The organism is Cedecea sp. AS113 (assembly GCF_037152415.1).
In the GTDB taxonomy this organism is placed as follows: Bacteria; Pseudomonadota; Gammaproteobacteria; order Enterobacterales; family Enterobacteriaceae; genus Cedecea.
Genome location: NZ_JBBCMI010000024.1, coordinates 54034 through 73012 on the forward strand (window position 1 = coordinate 54034; position 18979 = coordinate 73012).

Consider the following 18979-nt stretch of genomic DNA (forward strand, 5'->3'; position numbering starts at 1 on the left):
GCACCATGACCACGAAACGTAAGCCTTATGTCCGTCCCATGGCGCCAACCTGGTGGCGGCAGCTGGGCTTCTACCGTTTTTATATGCTGCGTGAAGGCACCTCGGTTCCGACAGTCTGGTTCAGCATCGTGCTGATTTATGGTCTTTTCTCGCTGAAACACGGCGTAGAAGGCTGGGCGGGCTTTGTCGGTTTTCTGCAAAACCCGGTGGTTGTCATCCTCAATCTCATTACGCTTGCCGCCGCCGTGCTGCACACCAAAACCTGGTTTGAGCTGGCACCAAAGGCCGCTAACGTCATCGTTAAGGGCGAGAAAATGGGGCCGGAGCCGGTCATCAAGGGATTGTGGGTTGTCACTGCACTGGTGACTGTCGTTGTGCTGCTTGTAGCACTGTTCTGGTAAGGAGGCTGAGGTGATTAACCAAAATCCAAAACGTTCCGACGAGCCGGTATTCTGGGGCCTGTTTGGCGCAGGTGGCATGTGGGGGGCGATTTTCGCGCCGGTTATCGTGCTGCTGGTTGGTATTATGCTGCCGCTCGGCCTGTTCCCCGGCGATGCGCTGAGCTTTGACCGCGTTTATGCCTTCGCCCACAGCTGGATTGGCCGCCTGTTCCTGCTGCTGATGATTGTGCTGCCGCTGTGGTGTGGCCTGCACCGTATCCACCATGCGATGCATGACCTGAAGATCCACGTGCCGGCCGGAAAATGGGTGTTCTACGGCCTGGCCGCTATTCTGACGGTGGTGACCATTATTGGCCTGCTGACGCTCTAAGTACTCAGCACACACCAAGGCTCGCCATCGCGCGGGCCTTTTTTATTCCATGGCCAACGCCTTCACCCGCTTTCTGTATTCCCCAGGCGAACAGCCAAACTCCCGCATAAAAGCCTTATGGAATGACGATTCGCTGGCGTAGCCCACGGCATCAGCGATAGTGATAATCGAACTTGCTTCACGCGAGAGTTGCTGTGCGGCAATTTGCAGCCTGATTCGGGTCAGCACTGCCAGCGGGGTGGTGCCGCTCACCTCGCGGAACAGCAACGCAAAACTGGCGCGAGACATATGCACTTGTTCAGCCAGCGAGGCGACGGTCCACGGCGTATGCGGTGCATTCAGCATGCTTTGGATTGCCACACCCAGTCGTGGATGCAGCAGCAGGTTCAACTGACTTTTATCCTGAATATTCACCCGTAGCCACTGCCGCAAGCCCAGGGCAATCATCGTGGCACATTGCTGGCTACATACCGCCGCCATACCAGGCTGTGGCACTTCCGCTTCCTGTTGCAGCAGCGCAACGGCCGCCAGCAGCCATGTCTGTTCGGGGCTGTCTTGTTCGGGCGCCATCAGCAGGGCCTCCGGCAGCGCCGTCAAAAAATGACGGGAAGCCGAAGATAAATGCAGGCTCCCACAAACGATCCAGGTCTCTTCCTGCCCCTTCTGCCGCAGTCGGTGCGCAGAGTTTTGCGTCAGCACAACCACCTGCCCAGGCAGTAGCGTCAGCTTTTCGCCGGCAGGCAGCTCCAGCCATGCGGCACCTTGCGTAACGGTGTGCCAGCGAATGGTCGCCAGCGATCCCGCCGCATGGGGCAGGCTCCAGCCCGAGCTGAGCAGGCAATTTTTATCAATCGAGCCCTGCGGGGCGCTGAACGCCATCAACTGGCTGAGGGGATCCATCGCTCACTCCAAAAAAATCAGACGATAAGACAGGATTTAAAGATACCTGAAGAAATCACATTGACGCCATGCAGACACAATGATTGCCATTAACTTAACGGCTGGCTCACTGACGGATAACCTCCATGCAGACCTATCAGGCAATCATTATTGGTTTTGGTAAAGCAGGTAAAACCCTGGCGGCAACCCTGGCAAAACAAAACTGGAAAGTCGCCATTATCGAGCAATCCGCCGAAATGTACGGCGGTACCTGCATTAACATTGGCTGCATTCCCACCAAAGCGCTGGTCCACGATGCAGAACAGCATCAGGACTTTACGACAGCCATCGCACGTAAGTCTTCAATTGTCAGTTTCCTGCGGGACAAGAATTACCACTTGCTGGCCGACCTGAATAATGTGGACGTTATCAACGGCCACGCAGAGTTTATCGACCGGCATACTGTTCGCGTGATGCAGAACGGTGAAACTATTGAACTGCAGGGGGAGAAAATCTTTATCAACACCGGTGCGCAGTCCGTTCTGCCGCCGATTGACGGGCTGACGGCTACGCCTGGGGTATATGACAGCACCGGGCTGCTTAATCTGACCACGCTCCCAACGCACCTCGGTATTTTGGGCGGCGGCTACATCGGGGTTGAGTTTGCCTCAATGTTTGTCGGTTTCGGCAGCAAGGTCACCATTTTCGAAGCCGCCGAAGATTTTTTGCCGCGTGAGGACCGTGACGTAGCCGCAGCGGTCGCCAACATACTTCAGCAGCAGGGCGTGGAGCTGATCCTAAACGCTAAAGTTCAGCACGTTGAATCCCATGACAACAGGGTGCATTTGCAGACGAACGATAGTGTCTACACGGTTGACGCGCTGCTTGTTGCCTCAGGGCGAAAACCCGCTACGGATACCCTGAACCTTAAAAACGCCGGGATTGATGTCGATGCTCGTGGGGCCATCATGGTGAATAAATACCTGCGTACCTCCGCAGACAACATCTGGGCAATGGGAGATGTAACCGGCGGGCTACAGTTTACCTATATCTCGCTCGATGACTTCCGTATCGTGCGTGACAGCCTGTTGGGCGAAGGTAAACGCCATACCGGGGACAGAAAAAATGTGCCTTATTCCGTGTTTATGACCCCTCCGCTGTCTCGCATTGGCATGACTGAAGAACAGGCCCAGGCCAGCGGTAAACCCATTCAGATCGTTACGCTTCCCGTGGCGGCAATTCCAAGGGCTCGAGTCATGGGCGACACTCGCGGCTTGCTCAAAGCTATCGTGGATACCTCAACGCAGGAGATCCTCGGCGCATCGCTGCTCTGCCCTGACTCCCATGAGATCATTAACCTGGTTAAAACCGTCATGGATGCCGGGCTGCCCTACACCACGCTGCGCGACCAAATTTTCACGCACCCTACCATGAGCGAAGCGCTTAATGACCTGTTTGGGCTGGTAAAATAACCCGTCCTGGTTCTGGCAATCAGGCCCTACGCTTTCTCACACTCTCCGGCTAACCAGCCGGAGAAGTCTCGCATGGCGGGCGTTTCCGCCCTGGACTGGAGCTTTGTCAGCCAGTAACTGCCGAGACTGATTTCAGCCTCAAACGGGCGAACAATCCGCTCGCTGTTCAGCAAGTGGGTAAACATATTCACCGGGGCAAGGGCAACACCCGCGCCAGCCTGTGCGGCTTCAAGCATAGTTACCGAAGAATCAAAAACCATCACCAGATGCGTTGGCGACGGTGGCGCCTCGCCCGCCGCCTGCAGCCATGCCGCCCATTCGTCACGCCGGTAGGAACGCAGTAGCGTATGATTCAGCACGTCCTGCGGGCGCTGGAGTTCAGAAGCCAGCGCAGGAGAACAAAGCGGTGACAGCGGGGCATCACACAGATAAATCGCGTCTGTTCCGTGCCAGGCTCCGCTACCAAATCGCACCGTATAGTCCAACCCCTCCGCCGCCGGATCCACCCGGTTGTTGTGCGTCGAAAGCTGAAGATCGATATGCGGATAGCGACGCCGAAACGCCTCAAGGCGCGGCAGCAGAAAGCCTGTTGCAAAAGTGCCCACCACACCTAGCTTAAGTTTTTCTCTCGCTTGCGCGCCGGAAAACCGATCCAGTACCCCGGCAATGCGGTCAAAGGAATCGTTTAGCACAGGTAACAGGTTTTCACCTTCCGTGGTCAACATCAACCCACGAGAAACGCGCACAAACAGCTGGCAACGCAGATGTTCTTCCAGGGCTTTCACCTGCTGGCTGATGGCAGAATGAGTGACATTCAGCTCGATGGCAGCATGGGTAAAGCTAAGATGCCTGGCTGCGGCTTCAAAAGCGCGCAGAGAGTTTAGCGGGATATAGCTGCGGGTCATGACATTACCTGTTAGAAAATCTTAAGCCTAATGCCAAATTTAATCGTTTGTCATCGGGTGTCAAATCCAACAAACTTGCCTCGTCTGACGGGCCCGGACTGCTATCATCTCTCTAAGGAAGGTTATCCATCATGAAAAAAACCCTTTGCCTGACGCTGCTGCTTGCCGCCTCATGCTCCAGCTTTGCTGCACAAAAAGAACTGACTGCACCGCAGATTGAAAAGCTGGTGAACCGCACCGTTGCCCCGCTAATGAAAGAGCAGGCGATCCCCGGCATGGCGGTGGCCGTTATCTACAAAGGCTACCCGCTGTATTTCACCTGGGGAAAAGCCGATGTGCAGCGCAAGGTGCCGGTAACGCAACAAACGTTGTTTGAACTGGGCTCGGTCAGTAAAACCTTTACCGGCGTACTGGGCGGTGATGCTTTGGCTCGCGGCGAAGTTAGCCTTAGCGACCCGGCGCAGAAATACTGGCCTGAGCTGAACGGCAAGCAGTGGAAAGGGATCACCCTGCTGCAGCTTGCCACCTATACCGCCGGTGGCCTGCCGCTGCAGGTGCCGGACGAGGTAACCAACAGCGATGCCCTGCTGAAGTTTTACCAGAACTGGCAGCCGAAGTGGGCACCTGGCACACAGCGCCTCTACGCCAACGCAAGTATTGGACTATTCGGAGCCTTGATGGTGAAACCGTCAGGCATGAGCTTTGAACAGGCGATGTTAAAACGCGTCTTTGAGCCACTGAATCTTCAACACACCTGGATTAACGTGCCGGCGACGGAAGACAGCCACTACGCCTGGGGCTACCGGGACGGCAAAGCCGTGCGCGTCTCGCCGGGCATGCTGGATGCAGAAGCCTACGGCGTGAAATCCAGCATCGAAGATATGGCCCATTGGGTGCAGGCGAATATGGCCCCCGATCGTCTGGGAGACAAAACGTTAGCTCAGGGTATCCAGCTCGCGCAGTCACGTTACTGGCGCGTGGGTAGCATGTATCAGGGGCTTGGCTGGGAAATGCTGAACTGGCCGGTGAAGGGGAAAACGATTATTGATGGCAGTGACAACAAGATCGCCCTTGCGCCGCACCCGGCAACGCTGATTGAGCCTCCAGCACCTGCGGTGAAAGCCTCATGGGTACATAAAACCGGGTCGACCGGCGGCTTTGGTAGCTACGTGGCCTTTATCCCAGAAAAACAGCTGGGTATCGTGATGCTGGCCAACAAAAGCTACCCGAACACCGAGCGAGTAAAAGCCGCTTACGCCATTCTTGAAGCACTGCAATAAAAATGACCACGGCCTGTTGAACACAGGCCGTATTATTTCCGGCTTCGCTCACACTTTATTTCCTGTCGCCATCTACACTTAGCTAAAAAACCTCGGAAGGAATCTGCTATGCGCATTTGGCCCGCTGTCACCGCGCTTGCGGTCGCATTATTCGTTGTCTCCTGTAGCTCACCAACTCCTCCCCCCAGCGTCACGGTCGTGCAAAACTTCGAGGCAAAACGCTTTATCGGCACCTGGTATGAAATTGCGCGAATGGACCACAGCTTTGAAAGCGGCCTGAATCAGGTCACGGCCACCTACAGTTTTATGGATGACGGCGGCCTGCGCGTGATAAACCGGGGATTCAACCCGGACAGGCAGATGTGGCAGCAGGCGGAAGGGAAGGCTTATTTCACCGGAGACCCGAGCGTCGCTGCGCTGAAAGTCTCCTTTTTTGGCCCGTTTTACGGCGGCTATAACGTGATTGCGCTGGATAAAGACTATCGCCATGCGCTGGTATGCGGGCCGGATCTCAGCTATTTGTGGATCCTGTCCCGCACACCAACCATCAGCCACGATCTCAAGCAACAGCTATTGGCTATCGCCGCTCGCCAGGGCTTTGCGGTGGATAAATTGATTTGGGTGAAACAACCAGGCAGTTAATGCGTGGAAAGTTTCAAGCCAATGATCCCGACCACAATCAGAGCCAGGCTAGCCAGACGCATCGGGTTAGCCGACTCTCCCAGCAGCAGAATGCCGGTAATCGCCGCGCCGACGGCACCGATCCCGGTCCACACCGCGTAGGCCGTGCCGGTGGGCAGGGTTTTCATCGCCCAGGCGAGCAAAGCCATGCTGACAACCATCGCGACGATGGTGATAACGCTAGGCCACAGGCGGCTAAAGCCGTGGGTATATTTCAGTCCTACCGCCCAAACAACTTCCAGTAATCCGGCAATTAACAGTACGATCCAGGCCATAACAGCTCCAGTAGAAATGGGGCCGTCCCCGGTGTGAGATGCGCTTGCGGGTCGTCCCGTAAGGCTTAGGTGAGAAGCTGATTTTAGCACCCAAACGGCTGCCTGAAAATCCGTATCCAAATGCTACGCAATGAAATAATCGTTTCACTTGCCGGGCCTTGCTAAGCCTGGAATTGACAGCGAATTCGCGCGTATTTCCGTGATTCATTTTGGCAAATTTATTCATATGATAAAACGTGGTTTGCCAGCCTGCAAACGCCGCAGTAATGATTAACGTGAAGCGTGAAAATGTATAAAATATTATTGGTTGATAGGTGTTACTTCAGCCGTCAGGGACTGACGCACTTGCTCAATCAGAAAAATAATCTGGCTACGGCAGTGAGTATTTCAGAGACAGACAGTTTACTTCTCGCCCGGGAAAAAATTATAAAATGGCAGCCGAATATGGTGATCGCCGACTTCAACAGTTTCTCAACCGCATTGCATAATATCCAACAGCTTTCGACTATTTATTCTGCCTGTGGCGATACGACGCGCCTGCTGCTGCTGCAAAGCGGGCAACACCCCACCATTGCTGAGTACTGCGCGGCGCAAGGCACTAACGATATTTGGGATAAGTCAGTATCATTGTCGGCATTAACGGCATTGATTCAGCAGACTATTGCGACCCGCCCGCCATTCCGTGAAGTGAAACGACATATTACGCCATTACTGACCTTACGCGAAGAGAGAATATTAAAACTCTGGAAGGAAGAGGCGAATAACGAATATATTGCCAGAGTGATGGAAATAAGCGTAAAAACGGTTTACACCTATAAGCGAAACATTCGATTAAAGCTGGGAGCCGACAATAGATTATCGCTTTTTTTAAATATTCCGGAGGCTGTTTTAGAATAACGGTACGGCACTAGCACCGTACCGAACAGTATTATTCCTGCGCTTTTGTTGCCGCACCAGAAATAGCCTTACCGCCGCTTTGTATATCCTCGCCCACGCCGCGGGTGGTGTTACAGGCGGTCAACAAGGATGAAAGAACGACGAGAGAGAAAAACGCAGCAATGGTTTTCTTAATCATGAGCTTTTCCTTATAACTATGTTGTTTGTGTATAGCTTGTTAAGCATAGCTAAAAAAATGAACAACGAAGGAAAAGCGAGGCGATTTCGGATAACTGGCAGGGACTATTTATTGGCTACGCGCTCAATGGCGCCGCCGAGATGTTGCAAGTCTTCGCCAAACCCACGCGTGGTATTACAACCCGACAGCGCAGCGGCCAGCAGCGAGATAAAAAGAATCTGTTTCAACAAACGGTTCATCTTCCCTGCCCTGACAAAGCGGCGGCGCGAGCCTCAGGCACCGCGCCGCGAACCTTCACGAGAATTACTTCACGCGAGAAACGTATTCACCAGAACGGGTGTCAACTTTGATGACTTCGCCGATCTGGACGAACAGCGGAACTTTAACCACAGCGCCGGTGCTCAGGGTTGCTGGCTTGCCGCCGGTCCCTGCAGTGTCACCTTTCAGACCTGGATCGGTTTCAACGATTTCCAGCTCAACAAAGTTCGGTGGGGTAACGGAGATTGGCTGACCGTTCCACAGGGTCACGATGCACTCAGCCTGGTCCAGCAGCCATTTAGCGTTTTCGCCAACGGCTTTTTCGTCTGCAGCCAGCTGCTCGAAGGTTTGGTTGTTCATGAAGTGATAGAACTCACCGTCGTTGTACAGGTAAGTCAGGTTCATATCGACAACGTCAGCGCCTTCTGCAGAGTCAGTAGACTTGAAGGTTTTCTCAACGCGGGTACCGGTCAGCAGACGACGCAGCTTAACGCGCGCGAATGCCTGGCCCTTGCCCGGTTTTACGAATTCGCTGGCTTCAACCGCGTACGGTTCGCCATCCATCATGATTTTAAGACCGGCACGGAAATCGTTGCTAGAATAAGTCGCCATAAGGCCCTCTGAATTTGTTAACTGGTAGCTTAGCCAAAAAAATGGCACACATTGTAACCCTAAATCCCCCTCACAGAGAAGATTGGTTAACGCAACTTGCCGATGTTATAACCGATCCTGATGAACTGCTGCACATTTTAAATGTAGCTGACGATGAAGAACTGCTTGCCGGGCGTGAAGCAAGGCGTCTTTTTGCCCTGCGCGTCCCTCGCGCTTTCGTCGCGCGCATGGAAAAAGGTAACCCCAACGACCCGTTACTGCGTCAGGTTTTGACGGCAAAACAGGAGTTCGTTGCCGCGCCCGGCTTCACCACCGATCCGCTGGAAGAGCAACACAGCGTTGTCCCAGGGCTGCTGCATAAGTACCGCAACCGCGCCTTGCTGCTGGTGAAAGGTGGCTGCGCCGTAAACTGCCGCTACTGTTTCCGCCGCCACTTCCCGTATGCCGACAACCAGGGCAACAAACGCAACTGGCAAACGGCGCTGGCGTATATCAGCGAACATCCTGAGCTGGACGAAATTATTTTCTCCGGCGGCGACCCGCTGATGGCCAAAGATCATGAACTGGACTGGCTGATGAGCGAGCTGGAGGCCATTCCTCATATCAAACGCCTGCGTATTCACAGCCGCCTGCCGATTGTCATCCCGGCGCGTATTACCGATGGGCTGGCAGCAAGAATCGCCCGCTCATCGCTTCAGGTGCTGCTGGTTAATCATATTAACCACGCCCAGGAAATTGGCGACGATTTCCGCTCGGCGATGGCAAAGCTACGCCTGGCGGGCGTCACGCTGCTGAATCAAAGCGTGTTACTGCGAGACGTGAACGACAACGCACAAACCCTGGCCGACCTTAGTAATGCGTTGTTTAATGCGGGCGTGATGCCGTATTACCTGCACGTGCTCGACAGAGTGCAAGGTGCGGCGCACTTTATGGTAGAAGACGAAGAGGCCCGGGCGATTATGCGTAAGCTGCTGACGCTGGTTTCAGGCTATATGGTGCCGAAGCTGGCGAGGGAAATAGGCGGAGAGCCAAGTAAGACGCCGCTGGATTTGCAGCTACGGCAAAAGTGAGAGCTTAACGCTCTCACCCTAACCCTCTCCCTCAGGAGAGGGAACCGCTTAGTGCTGCCTTCAACTGTAGAAAAAGCCCCACGACTTTATTCCTTACCAGTGACAGGGAACCGCAAGTCCTTCCTCGATCTCTATCAGTAAAAGCACGTCCGTTTTTCTCCCTCTCCCTGAAGGAGAGGGCCGGGGTGAGGGTAATACTTACCGAATCAGTTCGGGCACTTATAAACCTGACCCGTCATTTGGCTGGCCGTTGGCGCAAAGCTCGAGAGCAGCGTCTGGGTTGGGCTGCTCACGCCGTACAGCACGTTGCCGCCCATTTCGGCCGCATTGTTACGCAGTGCGTTTGCCGCGCCGCGCATAGACCCGCCTTCATCGCCGTGCTGGCCAGACAGCCAGTTGCTCTGTTCCCCGGTCGCGGTGCCTAATAGACGGCATTCGCTTCCTGGTTTGTCTTCAACAAAACGAACGCTCTGGCCGCTGGAGCTAAGCTGATTGCCCGTGCTACATCCTGCCAGCAGCAGCGCTGCCAGAACCACTCCTGATGAGACTTTCATGCGCATGTTATTCCCCGTAATCAAGGTATTGAGCCGTTATTGCCCGGTAAGCACTTATACCAGAGTGTGAACAAAAGAAAAAACCCCCAGACATTTCTGACTGAGGGTTTCTTTAACACAAGGTGCTAAGGCGAATTACATCATGCCGCCCATGCCACCCATGCCGCCCATACCACCAGCAGCGCCTAAGTCAGGAGCATCGCCTTTAGGCAGGTCGGTGACCATGCACTCGGTAGTGATCATCAGGCCCGCCACGGAAGCCGCGTACTGCAGAGCAGAACGAGTAACTTTGGTTGGGTCCAGGATACCGAAATCGATCATGTTGCCGTATTCTTCGGTCGCGGCGTTGTAACCGTAGTTACCTTCGCCCGCTTTCACCGCGTTGGTGACAACGGATGGCTCTTCACCGGCGTTAGAAACGATCTGACGCAGAGGAGCTTCCATCGCGCGCAGCGCAACTTTGATACCCACGTTCTGGTCTTCGTTCTGAGCGGTCAGGCCAGCCAGTTTAGCGGCAACGCGAACCAGCGCTACACCACCACCAGCAACCACGCCTTCTTCAACCGCAGCACGGGTAGCGTGCAGGGCATCGTCGACGCGAGCTTTTTTCTCTTTCATTTCAACTTCGGTAGCAGCACCAACTTTGATTACCGCTACGCCGCCTGCCAGTTTCGCTACGCGCTCCTGCAGTTTTTCGCGGTCATAGTCAGAAGTTGCTTCTTCGATCTGCTTACGGATCTGACCAACGCGGCCCTGAATAGCGGCTTCTTCACCCACGCCATCGATGATGGTGGTGGTGTCTTTGTTGATCACAACGCGTTTAGCCTGGCCGAGGTCTTCCAGGGTCGCTTTTTCCAGCTCCATACCGATCTCTTCAGAGATAACGGTACCGCCGGTCAGGGTAGCGATGTCCTGCAGCATAGCTTTACGGCGGTCGCCGAAGCCAGGTGCTTTAACCGCAGCCACTTTCACGATGCCACGCATGGTGTTAACCACCAGGGTAGCCAGCGCTTCGCCTTCAACATCTTCAGCGATGATAACCAGCGGTTTGCCTGCTTTCGCAACGGCTTCCAGCACTGGCAGCATTTCACGGATGTTGGAGATTTTTTTGTCAGCCAGCAGGATGAACGGGCTTTCCAGCTCAACAGCGCCAGTTTCTGGCTTGTTGATGAAGTATGGGGACAGGTAGCCGCGGTCGAACTGCATACCTTCAACCACGTCCAGTTCGTCTTCCAGACCGGTACCGTCTTCAACGGTGATCACGCCTTCTTTACCGACTTTATCCATCGCTTCAGCGATCAGTTTACCTACGGTTTCGTCGGAGTTAGCGGAGATAGTACCAACCTGAGCAATCGCTTTAGAGTCAGAGCACGGCACGGACAGCGCTTTCAGCTCTTCAACAGCGGCAACAACGGCTTTATCGATACCGCGTTTCAGGTCCATTGGGTTCATGCCCGCAGCAACGGCTTTCAGACCTTCGGTGATGATAGCCTGAGCCAGTACGGTTGCGGTGGTGGTACCGTCGCCTGCAGCGTCGTTCGCTTTAGAGGCAACTTCTTTTACCATCTGTGCACCCATGTTTTCGAACTTGTCTTCCAGCTCGATTTCACGCGCTACGGAAACGCCATCTTTGGTGATGGTCGGTGCACCGAAAGATTTATCCAGAACCACGTTACGGCCTTTAGGACCGAGGGTAACTTTCACTGCATCTGCCAGTACGTTAACGCCGCGCAGCATTTTTACACGAGCGTCGTTACCGAATTTTACGTCTTTAGCTGCCATTTCTTCTATTCCTCAAATTCGTTCAGGTTCGTGCGTCAAATTACGCTTCAACAATTGCCAGGATGTCGCTTTCGGACATGATCAGCACTTCTTCGTTGTCGATTTTCTCGGACTTCACGCCGTAGCCATCGTTGAAGATAACGATGTCACCCACTTTCACGTCCAGCGGCTGCACGCTACCGTTTTCCAGGATGCGGCCTTTACCGACAGCGATGATCTCGCCACGAGTTGATTTGCCCGCTGCGGAGCCAGTCAGAACGATGCCGCCCGCAGATTTGGACTCAACTTCTTTACGCTTGACGATGACACGATCATGTAATGGACGAATGCTCATTGATAGCTCTCCTTTGAGAAAGTCAGTATCAGATAGTTAGGTAACGCCGTCCCACAGGGGTAATCGGCTGGTGACCTGATTAATGGGGATGCGCTTTCCCCCCTTCAAGGGGGGAAAACAAAAAAAACTAAAATTTAACGATCATTCCGGTGCTGGTCGTCGAGGCGCTTTGGCGCGTCGTCTTTACGCTGGAACTCACCGTCGAATGTATTGCCCCCTTCACTACCGGCGCTAAAACCGCCGCCAGGCATGCGGGAGAAGCGCAAATGCGGCATCAGCTTGAGCGTGAGGTGCTTTTGCACCGGCGGCAACAGCAGCAGCAGACCGAGGAAGTCGGTAAAAAAGCCCGGCAACAGCAGCAAAATACCGGCCATGATCAGCGAGACGCTTTTGATCATCTCCGCCGCAGGGCTTTCGCCTGCCGCCATCTTCTGCTGCATCAGCATCAGGTTTTTAAAGCCCTGGTTACGCACCAGAGAAAGGCCAATCACCGAAGTGAAAATGACCAGAATCAGGGTCATAAAGACCCCCAAAACGTGTGCCACCTGTATGAACAGCGAAATTTCGATGTAAACATAAAGGAAAACGGCAATAAACGGGATCCAGCGCACTATACGCTCCTGTCATCGGGCGAGCCCGTTAATGGTCTCGCGAAAAATAGATTAGCAATTACGCGTAGGAGGGAGATGGCGACGCTGTAGACAAAGATCAATGTTTATTGCGTGAATTTTTTCTGGAAATTTTCAACTGTTGACCTATATCACATATTAATAATTGTTATGCGTGGCGGCTTTTAATAAGTGATCCAGGTTACTGCTTTTCGCTATCATCAGCATATCATCACGTCAACGCGGTCGAATATGGACATAATCGTCGGCCTATTAAGCTCACAACCACATTTCGTGTGTGTGAATAAAACAGTGCATTTATCTGCAGCTTTACTAAGAAGGTTCACATGTTAAATAACATTCGTATCGAAGAAGATTTGTTGGGTACCAGGGAAGTGCCAGCGGATGCCTACTACGGCGTTCATACTCTGAGAGCGATTGAAAACTTCTACATTAGCAACAGTAAAATCAGTGACATACCGGAATTTGTACGCGGTATGGTGATGGTAAAAAAAGCGGCGGCAATGGCGAACAAGGAACTGCAAACCATTCCTAAGAGCATCGCGAACACCATCATTCAGGCCTGTGATGAAGTCCTGAACAACGGCAAATGCATGGATCAGTTCCCGGTAGACGTCTACCAGGGCGGCGCCGGTACTTCCGTCAACATGAACACCAACGAAGTCCTCGCTAACATCGGTCTGGAACTGATGGGCCACCAGAAAGGTGAATACCAGTTCCTGAACCCGAACGACCACGTCAACAAATGCCAGTCCACTAACGACGCCTACCCAACCGGCTTCCGCATCGCAGTTTACGCTTCCATCGTGAAACTGATCGATGCCATTAATCAGCTGGGCGAAGGCTTCCAGCGTAAAGCGGTTGAGTTTTCTGAGATCCTGAAAATGGGCCGCACCCAGCTTCAGGACGCTGTTCCGATGACCCTCGGTCAGGAGTTCCACGCGTTCAACGTGCTGCTGACTGAAGAGACTAAAAACCTGCTGCGCACCGCTGAACTGCTGTTGGAAGTGAACCTTGGCGCAACCGCCATCGGTACCCGCCTCAACACGCCAGATGGCTACCAGCAGTTGGCCGTACAGAAACTGGCAGAAGTCAGCGGCCTTGCCTGCGTACCAGCAGAAGACCTGATTGAAGCCACTTCCGACTGCGGCGCATACGTGATGGTGCACAGCTCCCTGAAGCGCCTGGCCGTGAAAATGTCCAAAATCTGTAACGACCTGCGCCTGCTCTCTTCCGGCCCGCGCGCTGGCCTGAACGAAATCAACCTGCCAGAACTGCAGGCGGGTTCTTCTATCATGCCGGCCAAAGTGAACCCAGTTGTCCCGGAAGTGGTGAATCAAGTTTGCTTCAAAGTCATCGGCAACGACACCACGGTGACCATGGCATCCGAAGCAGGTCAGCTGCAGCTGAACGTGATGGAGCCGGTGATTGGCCAGGCAATGTTCGAATCCATTCATATCCTGACCAACGCCTGCTACAACCTGCTGGAAAAATGCATTAACGGCATCACCGCGAATAAAGAAGTGTGTGAGAGCTACGTGTACAACTCCATCGGTATCGTGACCTACCTGAACCCGTTCATTGGCCACCACAACGGCGACATCGTCGGCAAGATCTGCGCAGAAACCGGCAAGAGCGTGCGCGAGGTCGTGCTAGAGCGCGGCCTGCTGACCGAAGCCGAGCTGGACGATATCTTCTCCGTCCACAACCTGATGCACCCGGTCTACAAAGCTAAGCGCTATACCGATGAAAGCGAACAATAACTCATACACATAAACGCCAAAAGGCACGTCCAGTCGGACGTGCCTTTTTCATTTTAACGGTATACGAAAACATAACATTTCATTTTCATCTCATTTAAATCTCAAGGATGCAATTATGTTTGGTGCTGAACTCGTGGTCGTCCTGCTGGCGATCTATCTCGGGGCAAGGCTGGGAGGGATCGGTATTGGTTTTGCCGGTGGTCTCGGCGTGCTGGTGCTTACCCTTATCTTCCAGATCAAACCGGGGGCAATCCCCTTCGACGTGATCGAAATTATCATGGCGGTGATCGCCGCGATTGCGGCCATGCAGGTCGCAGGTGGCATGGACTACCTGGTCAGCCTTGCGGAACGCATGCTGCGCCGCCATCCGAAATACATCACCTTCCTTGCGCCGCTGGTCACCTGGTTTATGACCATTCTGGCCGGGACCGGCCACACGGCCTTTTCCACGCTGCCGGTGATTACCGAAGTGGCAAAAGAGCAGGGCATTCGCCCTTCTCGCCCGCTTTCTATCGCCGTTGTCGCCTCACAAATTGCCATTACGGCATCGCCGATTTCCGCTGCAGTGGTGTTTTTTGCCGGCATTCTGGAGCCGATGGGCGTGAGCTACCTGACGCTACTAGGTATCTGTATCCCGGTCACGCTGATTGCCGTGATGCTAACCGCGGTGGTGTGTAACTTCCTCGGCTGCGAGCTGAAAGACGATCCGGTTTACCAGGAACGTCTTGCCAAAGGCGAAGTGAAGCTGCGCGGTAGCCAGGTCTTCGAGCTGAAGCCGCACGCCAAGCGTTCGGTACTGCTATTCCTGATCGGTATTGTCGCCGTGATGTTCTATGCCACCGCGATCAGCGACACCGTCGGCCTGATTCAGAACCCGGTTCTGCCGCGTAACGAAGCGATTGTTGTGTTTATGCTCACCATCGCCACGCTGATTAGCATCACCTGTAAAATCGACACTGGCGAAGTGCTGAACGCCAGCACCTTTAAGTCCGGCATGAGCGCCTGTATTTGCGTACTCGGCGTTGCATGGCTGGGCGATACCTTCGTTAAGTCCCATATCAGCGACATTCAGGCGGTTGCCGGTGACCTGCTGAACGGTTACCCGTGGCTGCTGGCTGTGGTGCTGTTCTTCGCGGCCACCTTGCTCTATTCACAGGCAGCCACAACGAAAGCGCTGATGCCTGCGGCCCTGCTGCTCGGCGTCACGCCATTAACCGCCGTCGCCTCTTTTGCAGCGGTATCTGCGCTGTTCGTCCTGCCAACCTACCCGACGCTGCTGGCAGCGGTCGAAATGGACGACACCGGCTCAACCCGTATCGGCAAATATGTGTTCAACCACGCCTTCCTGATCCCCGGCGTCATTGCCATTACTTTGTGCGTTATCCTCGGCTTTATCATCGGCGGGATCGTACTGTAAATCTCCGCCAGACGCGGGCTGCAATGCAGCCCGTTTTCTTCTGCTCATGTTATAGTCATCGCACTTTCTTCTCAGATGAGGTTTGCGATGTCGATGACCCAGGCTGTCGTTGTACTCTGTACCGCCCCGGATGAAGCCACCGCGCAGGATCTGGCCGCGAAAGTGCTGGCGGAGAAACTTGCCGCCTGCGTGACGCTGCTGCCGGGCGCAACTTCGCTCTATTACTGGGAAGGAAAGCTGGAGCAGGAGTACGAAGTCCAAATGCTGCTCAAGAGCGACGTGGAACGCCAGGAGGCACTGCTTGCCTGCCTGAAAACCCATCACCCTTATCAAACGCCAGAACTACTGGTTCTGCCAGTTGCACACGGAAACAGTGAATATCTCTCATGGCTCTACGCATCATTACGCTAGTCCTGCTGTTATGCAGTTCGCAGGCCTTCGCCGGGCTGTTTGACGCCCAGAATAAAACGCAGTTTGTCCCGGTCGACCAGGCTTTTGCCTTTGACTTTCAGCAGGCCGAGCACAAGCTGACGCTCAGCTGGCAGATAAAACCCGGCTATTATCTCTATCGCCAGCAGATCAAAGTGGTGCCCACCAGCGCGGACATTACGCCCCTGGTTATGCCTAAAGGCACCTGGCACGAAGATGAGTTCTACGGCAAAACGGAGATCTTCACCCAGCAGCTAACTCTGCCCATTACGGTAAATGCCGCCAATAAAGGTTCGTCCGTCAGCGTCACTTACCAGGGCTGCGCCGAAGCCGGATTCTGCTATCCGCCGGAAACGCGCGTTGTGCCGTTGAGTGCTATTGCTGCGTCGGCTAATGATGCCAATGTGTCTTCCTCCCTCTCCCCATCAAGAGACGAGGCCAATATTTCTTCCTCCCTCTCCCCTTCTGGGGAGAGGGCCGGGGTGAGGGGAACAGACAGCTCCGCACCCGCATCGCTCCCCTTCTCCGCGCTGTGGGCCTTCCTGATCGGCATCGGCATCGCCTTCACGCCCTGCGTGCTGCCGATGTACCCGCTCATTTCCGGCATCGTACTAGGTGGTAAACAACGCCTGTCCACTGCCCGGGCGCTGCTGCTGGCCTTTGTATACGTCCAGGGCATGGCGCTGACCTACACCGCACTCGGTCTTGTCGTTGCCGCCGCAGGACTCCAGTTCCAGGCGGCACTCCAGCACCCATACGTGCTGATTGGCCTGTCGGCGCTCTTTATCCTGCTCGCCGCCTCGATGTTCGGTCTGTTCACGCTGCAGCTGCCCTCGTCGCTGCAAACGCGCCTGGCGCTGATGAGCAACCGCCAGCAGGGCGGCTCGGCGGGCGGCGTCTTTGCTATGGGCGCGCTGGCCGGGCTTATCTGCTCGCCGTGCACCACCGCGCCGCTTAGCGCTATCCTGCTGTACATCGCGCAAAGCGGAAATATGTGGCTCGGCGGCGGCACGCTTTACCTTTACGCGCTGGGCATGGGCCTGCCGCTAATCCTGATTACCGTCTTCGGTAATCGCCTGCTGCCGAAAAGCGGGCCGTGGATGGAAAGCGTCAAAACCGCCTTTGGTTTTGTGATTCTGGCGCTGCCGGTCTTCCTGCTGGAGCGTGTGCTGGGCGACATCTGGGGGCTGAGGCTGTGGGGCCTGCTGGGCGTCGCCTTCTTCAGTTGGGCATTTATCACCAGCCTTGGAGCGAAGAAGTCCTGGCTACGCATGCTACAAATTATTCTTCTGGGTGCCGCGCTGGTGTCCGCTCGTCCGCTGCAGGACTGGGCTTTTGGCTCTCCGGCATCCGTTCAGTCCGTCCCTCACCTCAGCTTTAACAAAATAGCCAACGTTGAGCAGCTCGACGCCGCGCTAGCCGGGGCGAAAGGCAAACCGGTGATGTTAGATTTGTACGCCGACTGGTGCGTGGCGTGTAAAGAGTTTGAGAAATACACCTTTAGCGATCCGCAGGTGCAAAAAGCGCTGTCTGGCACCGTTTTACTGCAGGCCGATGTCACGGCAAATAACGCCGACGACAAAGCCCTGCTGAAGCATTTACAGGTGCTTGGCCTGCCAACCATTTTATTCTTTGATGCTAACGGCGTTGAACAACCGGCAGACCGCGTCACAGGCTTTATGGACGCCTCCGCGTTCAGCGAGCATTTGCGCAATCGCAGCCAGTAAACAACACTTGATCCGTTGGGAAACGTAAGGAGAAAACCGTGCAACGCGAAGAAGTTTTAGAGCACGCCCTGCATGTCCTTGAACGTGAAGGCATTGCCAGCACGACGCTGGAGATGGTGGCGAAAGAAGCCGATTATCCGCTCGCTGAGATTCGCCAGTTCTGGCCCGACAGCGAAGCCCTGCTGTACGACGCCCTGCGCTACTTAAGTTCGCAGGTGGATGTCTGGCGGCGTCAGCTGATGCTGGACGAAGAGTTAACGCCGGAGCAAAAGCTGCTTAAGCGCTACCACGCCCTGACCGAATGCGTGAGCAACCAGCGTTATCCCGGCTGCCTGTTTATTGCCGCCTGCACCTTCTACCCTGATGCCGCGCACCCGATTCATCAACTGGCGGACCAGCAGAAAAAAGCGGCCTGGGAATACACGCACGAGCTGCTCACACAAATGGAAGTGGACGCCCCAACCATGGTCGCGCACCAAATGGAATTGGTGCTGGAAGGCTGCCTGAGCAAGCTATTGGTGAAGCGTAGCCAGGCTGATATCGACACGGCCAGAACCCTTGCGGAAGATATTCTGCGCTTTGCGCTGTGCCGCACCGGCGGGGCATTAACCTGAAGCACGTCTTTTTGCTGTCTTTGACTGAAAAGCAGGCAATCAGCATAGTTTTAGGTAATTTTTATGACAAAGCCGTTGACGCCTGGCGGCCTTTACGGTTTAATGCGGCCCGTTGCCCGGATAGCTCAGTCGGTAGAGCAGGGGATTGAAAATCCCCGTGTCCTTGGTTCGATTCCGAGTCCGGGCACCACTATTTAGAAGAACCCGCCTATGGCGGGTTTTTTGCTTTTGGCGATACGGACTCTGCATCGAACTGAAAGTCGATTATTCGTCTCATCCCTGAGACTCACCCCATAAGGGGCCAGCGCAAGCGCTGTTCAAAAACGTTCCTGACGTTTTAGTATTCGTCTCATCCCTGAGACTCACCCCATAAGGGGCCAGCGCAAGCGCTGTTCAAAAACGTTCCTGACGTTTTAGTATTCGTCTCATCCCTGAGACTCACCCCATAAGGG

General features: G+C 54.5%; 22 protein-coding genes and 1 tRNA gene. 13 read left to right on the plus strand and 10 right to left on the minus strand.

Annotated elements, in window-relative coordinates; all coding sequences use genetic code 11:
* Positions 1 to 5 precede the first annotated feature (5 nt).
* Entirely contained in the window at positions 6 to 401 is a 396-nt protein-coding gene (gene frdC / locus WFN87_RS21300; RefSeq protein ID WP_008453742.1) for a fumarate reductase subunit FrdC, read from the plus strand.
* A gap of 10 nt (positions 402 to 411) precedes the next feature.
* The gene (gene frdD, locus WFN87_RS21305) at positions 412 to 771 is read left to right on the plus strand and encodes a fumarate reductase subunit FrdD (RefSeq protein WP_008453743.1); all 360 of its coding nucleotides are present in this window, start codon (positions 412 to 414) and stop codon (positions 769 to 771) included.
* Positions 772 to 813: 42 nt separating this feature from the next.
* Here frdD and rclR read toward each other — a convergent pair whose 3' ends face one another.
* Positions 814 to 1671: a reactive chlorine-specific transcriptional regulator RclR gene (gene rclR / locus WFN87_RS21310; protein WP_336983665.1), complete on the minus strand. Its 858-nt coding sequence runs from the start codon at positions 1669 to 1671 to the stop codon at positions 814 to 816.
* A gap of 125 nt (positions 1672 to 1796) precedes the next feature.
* Here rclR and rclA point away from each other — a divergent pair, with 125 nt between their 5' ends.
* Positions 1797 to 3122 carry a reactive chlorine resistance oxidoreductase RclA gene (gene rclA / locus WFN87_RS21315; RefSeq protein WP_336983664.1) on the plus strand — a complete coding sequence of 442 codons (1326 nt, stop codon included), beginning with the start codon at positions 1797 to 1799 and terminating at the stop codon, positions 3120 to 3122.
* A gap of 26 nt (positions 3123 to 3148) precedes the next feature.
* Here rclA and ampR read toward each other — a convergent pair whose 3' ends face one another.
* Positions 3149 to 4027 carry a LysR family transcriptional regulator AmpR gene (ampR, locus tag WFN87_RS21320; RefSeq protein WP_166993196.1) on the minus strand — a complete coding sequence of 293 codons (879 nt, stop codon included), beginning with the start codon at positions 4025 to 4027 and terminating at the stop codon, positions 3149 to 3151.
* Between the two features lie 128 nt (positions 4028 to 4155).
* Here ampR and ampC point away from each other — a divergent pair, with 128 nt between their 5' ends.
* On the plus strand, positions 4156 to 5307 hold the full coding sequence (ampC, locus tag WFN87_RS21325) for a CMY2/MIR/ACT/EC family class C beta-lactamase (protein WP_336983683.1): 1152 nt from the start codon (positions 4156 to 4158) through the stop codon (positions 5305 to 5307).
* A gap of 108 nt (positions 5308 to 5415) precedes the next feature.
* Positions 5416 to 5949, plus strand: a complete 534-nt coding sequence (gene blc, locus WFN87_RS21330) for an outer membrane lipoprotein Blc (RefSeq protein WP_008453753.1) — start codon at positions 5416 to 5418, stop codon at positions 5947 to 5949.
* On the opposite strand, the gene sugE is transcribed toward blc, so the two are convergent.
* Positions 5946 to 6263 (minus strand): quaternary ammonium compound efflux SMR transporter SugE, encoded by a 318-nt coding sequence (gene sugE / locus WFN87_RS21335; protein WP_008453755.1) that lies wholly within the window; start codon positions 6261 to 6263, stop codon positions 5946 to 5948. The two genes, blc and sugE, sit on opposite strands and share 4 nt — an antisense overlap.
* A 288-nt stretch (positions 6264 to 6551) precedes the next feature.
* On the opposite strand from sugE, the gene WFN87_RS21340 reads away from it, so the two are divergent.
* Positions 6552 to 7160, plus strand: a complete 609-nt coding sequence (locus WFN87_RS21340) for a LuxR C-terminal-related transcriptional regulator (protein WP_008453758.1) — start codon at positions 6552 to 6554, stop codon at positions 7158 to 7160.
* Between the two features lie 31 nt (positions 7161 to 7191).
* On the opposite strand, the gene ecnB is transcribed toward WFN87_RS21340, so the two are convergent.
* From ecnB to efp, 3 genes are all read right to left on the minus strand, one after another.
* Entirely contained in the window at positions 7192 to 7338 is a 147-nt protein-coding gene (ecnB, locus tag WFN87_RS21345; RefSeq protein WP_008453759.1) for a lipoprotein toxin entericidin B, read from the minus strand.
* Between the two features lie 104 nt (positions 7339 to 7442).
* Positions 7443 to 7577, minus strand: coding sequence for an entericidin A/B family lipoprotein (locus WFN87_RS21350; protein ID WP_039289517.1), 135 nt, complete (start codon positions 7575 to 7577; stop codon positions 7443 to 7445).
* 64 nt (positions 7578 to 7641) lie between these two features.
* Positions 7642 to 8208, minus strand: coding sequence for an elongation factor P (gene efp, locus WFN87_RS21355; protein ID WP_008453764.1), 567 nt, complete (start codon positions 8206 to 8208; stop codon positions 7642 to 7644).
* Positions 8209 to 8249: 41 nt separating this feature from the next.
* On the opposite strand from efp, the gene epmB reads away from it, so the two are divergent.
* Positions 8250 to 9278: an EF-P beta-lysylation protein EpmB gene (gene epmB / locus WFN87_RS21360; protein WP_336983663.1), complete on the plus strand. Its 1029-nt coding sequence runs from the start codon at positions 8250 to 8252 to the stop codon at positions 9276 to 9278.
* 206 nt (positions 9279 to 9484) lie between these two features.
* Here epmB and WFN87_RS21365 read toward each other — a convergent pair whose 3' ends face one another.
* The 4 genes from WFN87_RS21365 to WFN87_RS21380 form a co-directional block, all read right to left on the minus strand.
* A complete protein-coding gene (locus tag WFN87_RS21365; RefSeq protein ID WP_008453768.1) occupies positions 9485 to 9838 on the minus strand; it encodes a DUF4156 domain-containing protein in 354 nt (117 codons plus the stop codon).
* Positions 9839 to 9967: 129 nt separating this feature from the next.
* A complete protein-coding gene (gene groL / locus WFN87_RS21370; protein ID WP_008453770.1) occupies positions 9968 to 11614 on the minus strand; it encodes a chaperonin GroEL in 1647 nt (548 codons plus the stop codon).
* A gap of 40 nt (positions 11615 to 11654) precedes the next feature.
* Complete coding sequence (locus WFN87_RS21375) at positions 11655 to 11948, minus strand: co-chaperone GroES (RefSeq protein WP_008453772.1); 294 nt, start codon at positions 11946 to 11948, stop codon at positions 11655 to 11657.
* Positions 11949 to 12082: 134 nt separating this feature from the next.
* Complete coding sequence (locus WFN87_RS21380; RefSeq protein WP_336983662.1) at positions 12083 to 12559, minus strand: FxsA family protein; 477 nt, start codon at positions 12557 to 12559, stop codon at positions 12083 to 12085.
* 344 nt (positions 12560 to 12903) lie between these two features.
* Between WFN87_RS21380 and aspA the strand changes: the two genes are divergently transcribed.
* The 6 genes from aspA (at position 12904) to WFN87_RS21410 (ending at position 18717) form a co-directional block, all read left to right on the plus strand.
* A complete protein-coding gene (gene aspA, locus WFN87_RS21385; protein WP_008453774.1) occupies positions 12904 to 14340 on the plus strand; it encodes an aspartate ammonia-lyase in 1437 nt (478 codons plus the stop codon).
* A gap of 115 nt (positions 14341 to 14455) precedes the next feature.
* On the plus strand, positions 14456 to 15757 hold the full coding sequence (locus WFN87_RS21390; RefSeq protein WP_008453775.1) for an anaerobic C4-dicarboxylate transporter: 1302 nt from the start codon (positions 14456 to 14458) through the stop codon (positions 15755 to 15757).
* A gap of 87 nt (positions 15758 to 15844) precedes the next feature.
* Positions 15845 to 16168 carry a divalent cation tolerance protein CutA gene (cutA, locus tag WFN87_RS21395; protein WP_166993185.1) on the plus strand — a complete coding sequence of 108 codons (324 nt, stop codon included), beginning with the start codon at positions 15845 to 15847 and terminating at the stop codon, positions 16166 to 16168.
* Positions 16144 to 17913 carry a protein-disulfide reductase DsbD gene (locus WFN87_RS21400; protein WP_336983661.1) on the plus strand — a complete coding sequence of 590 codons (1770 nt, stop codon included), beginning with the start codon at positions 16144 to 16146 and terminating at the stop codon, positions 17911 to 17913. Before cutA ends, WFN87_RS21400 begins: the two co-directional genes overlap by 25 nt.
* 38 nt (positions 17914 to 17951) lie before the next feature.
* Positions 17952 to 18527 carry a transcriptional regulator gene (locus WFN87_RS21405; RefSeq protein WP_336983660.1) on the plus strand — a complete coding sequence of 192 codons (576 nt, stop codon included), beginning with the start codon at positions 17952 to 17954 and terminating at the stop codon, positions 18525 to 18527.
* A gap of 114 nt (positions 18528 to 18641) precedes the next feature.
* Positions 18642 to 18717 (plus strand) — tRNA-Phe (locus WFN87_RS21410).
* Positions 18718 to 18979 lie beyond the last annotated feature (262 nt).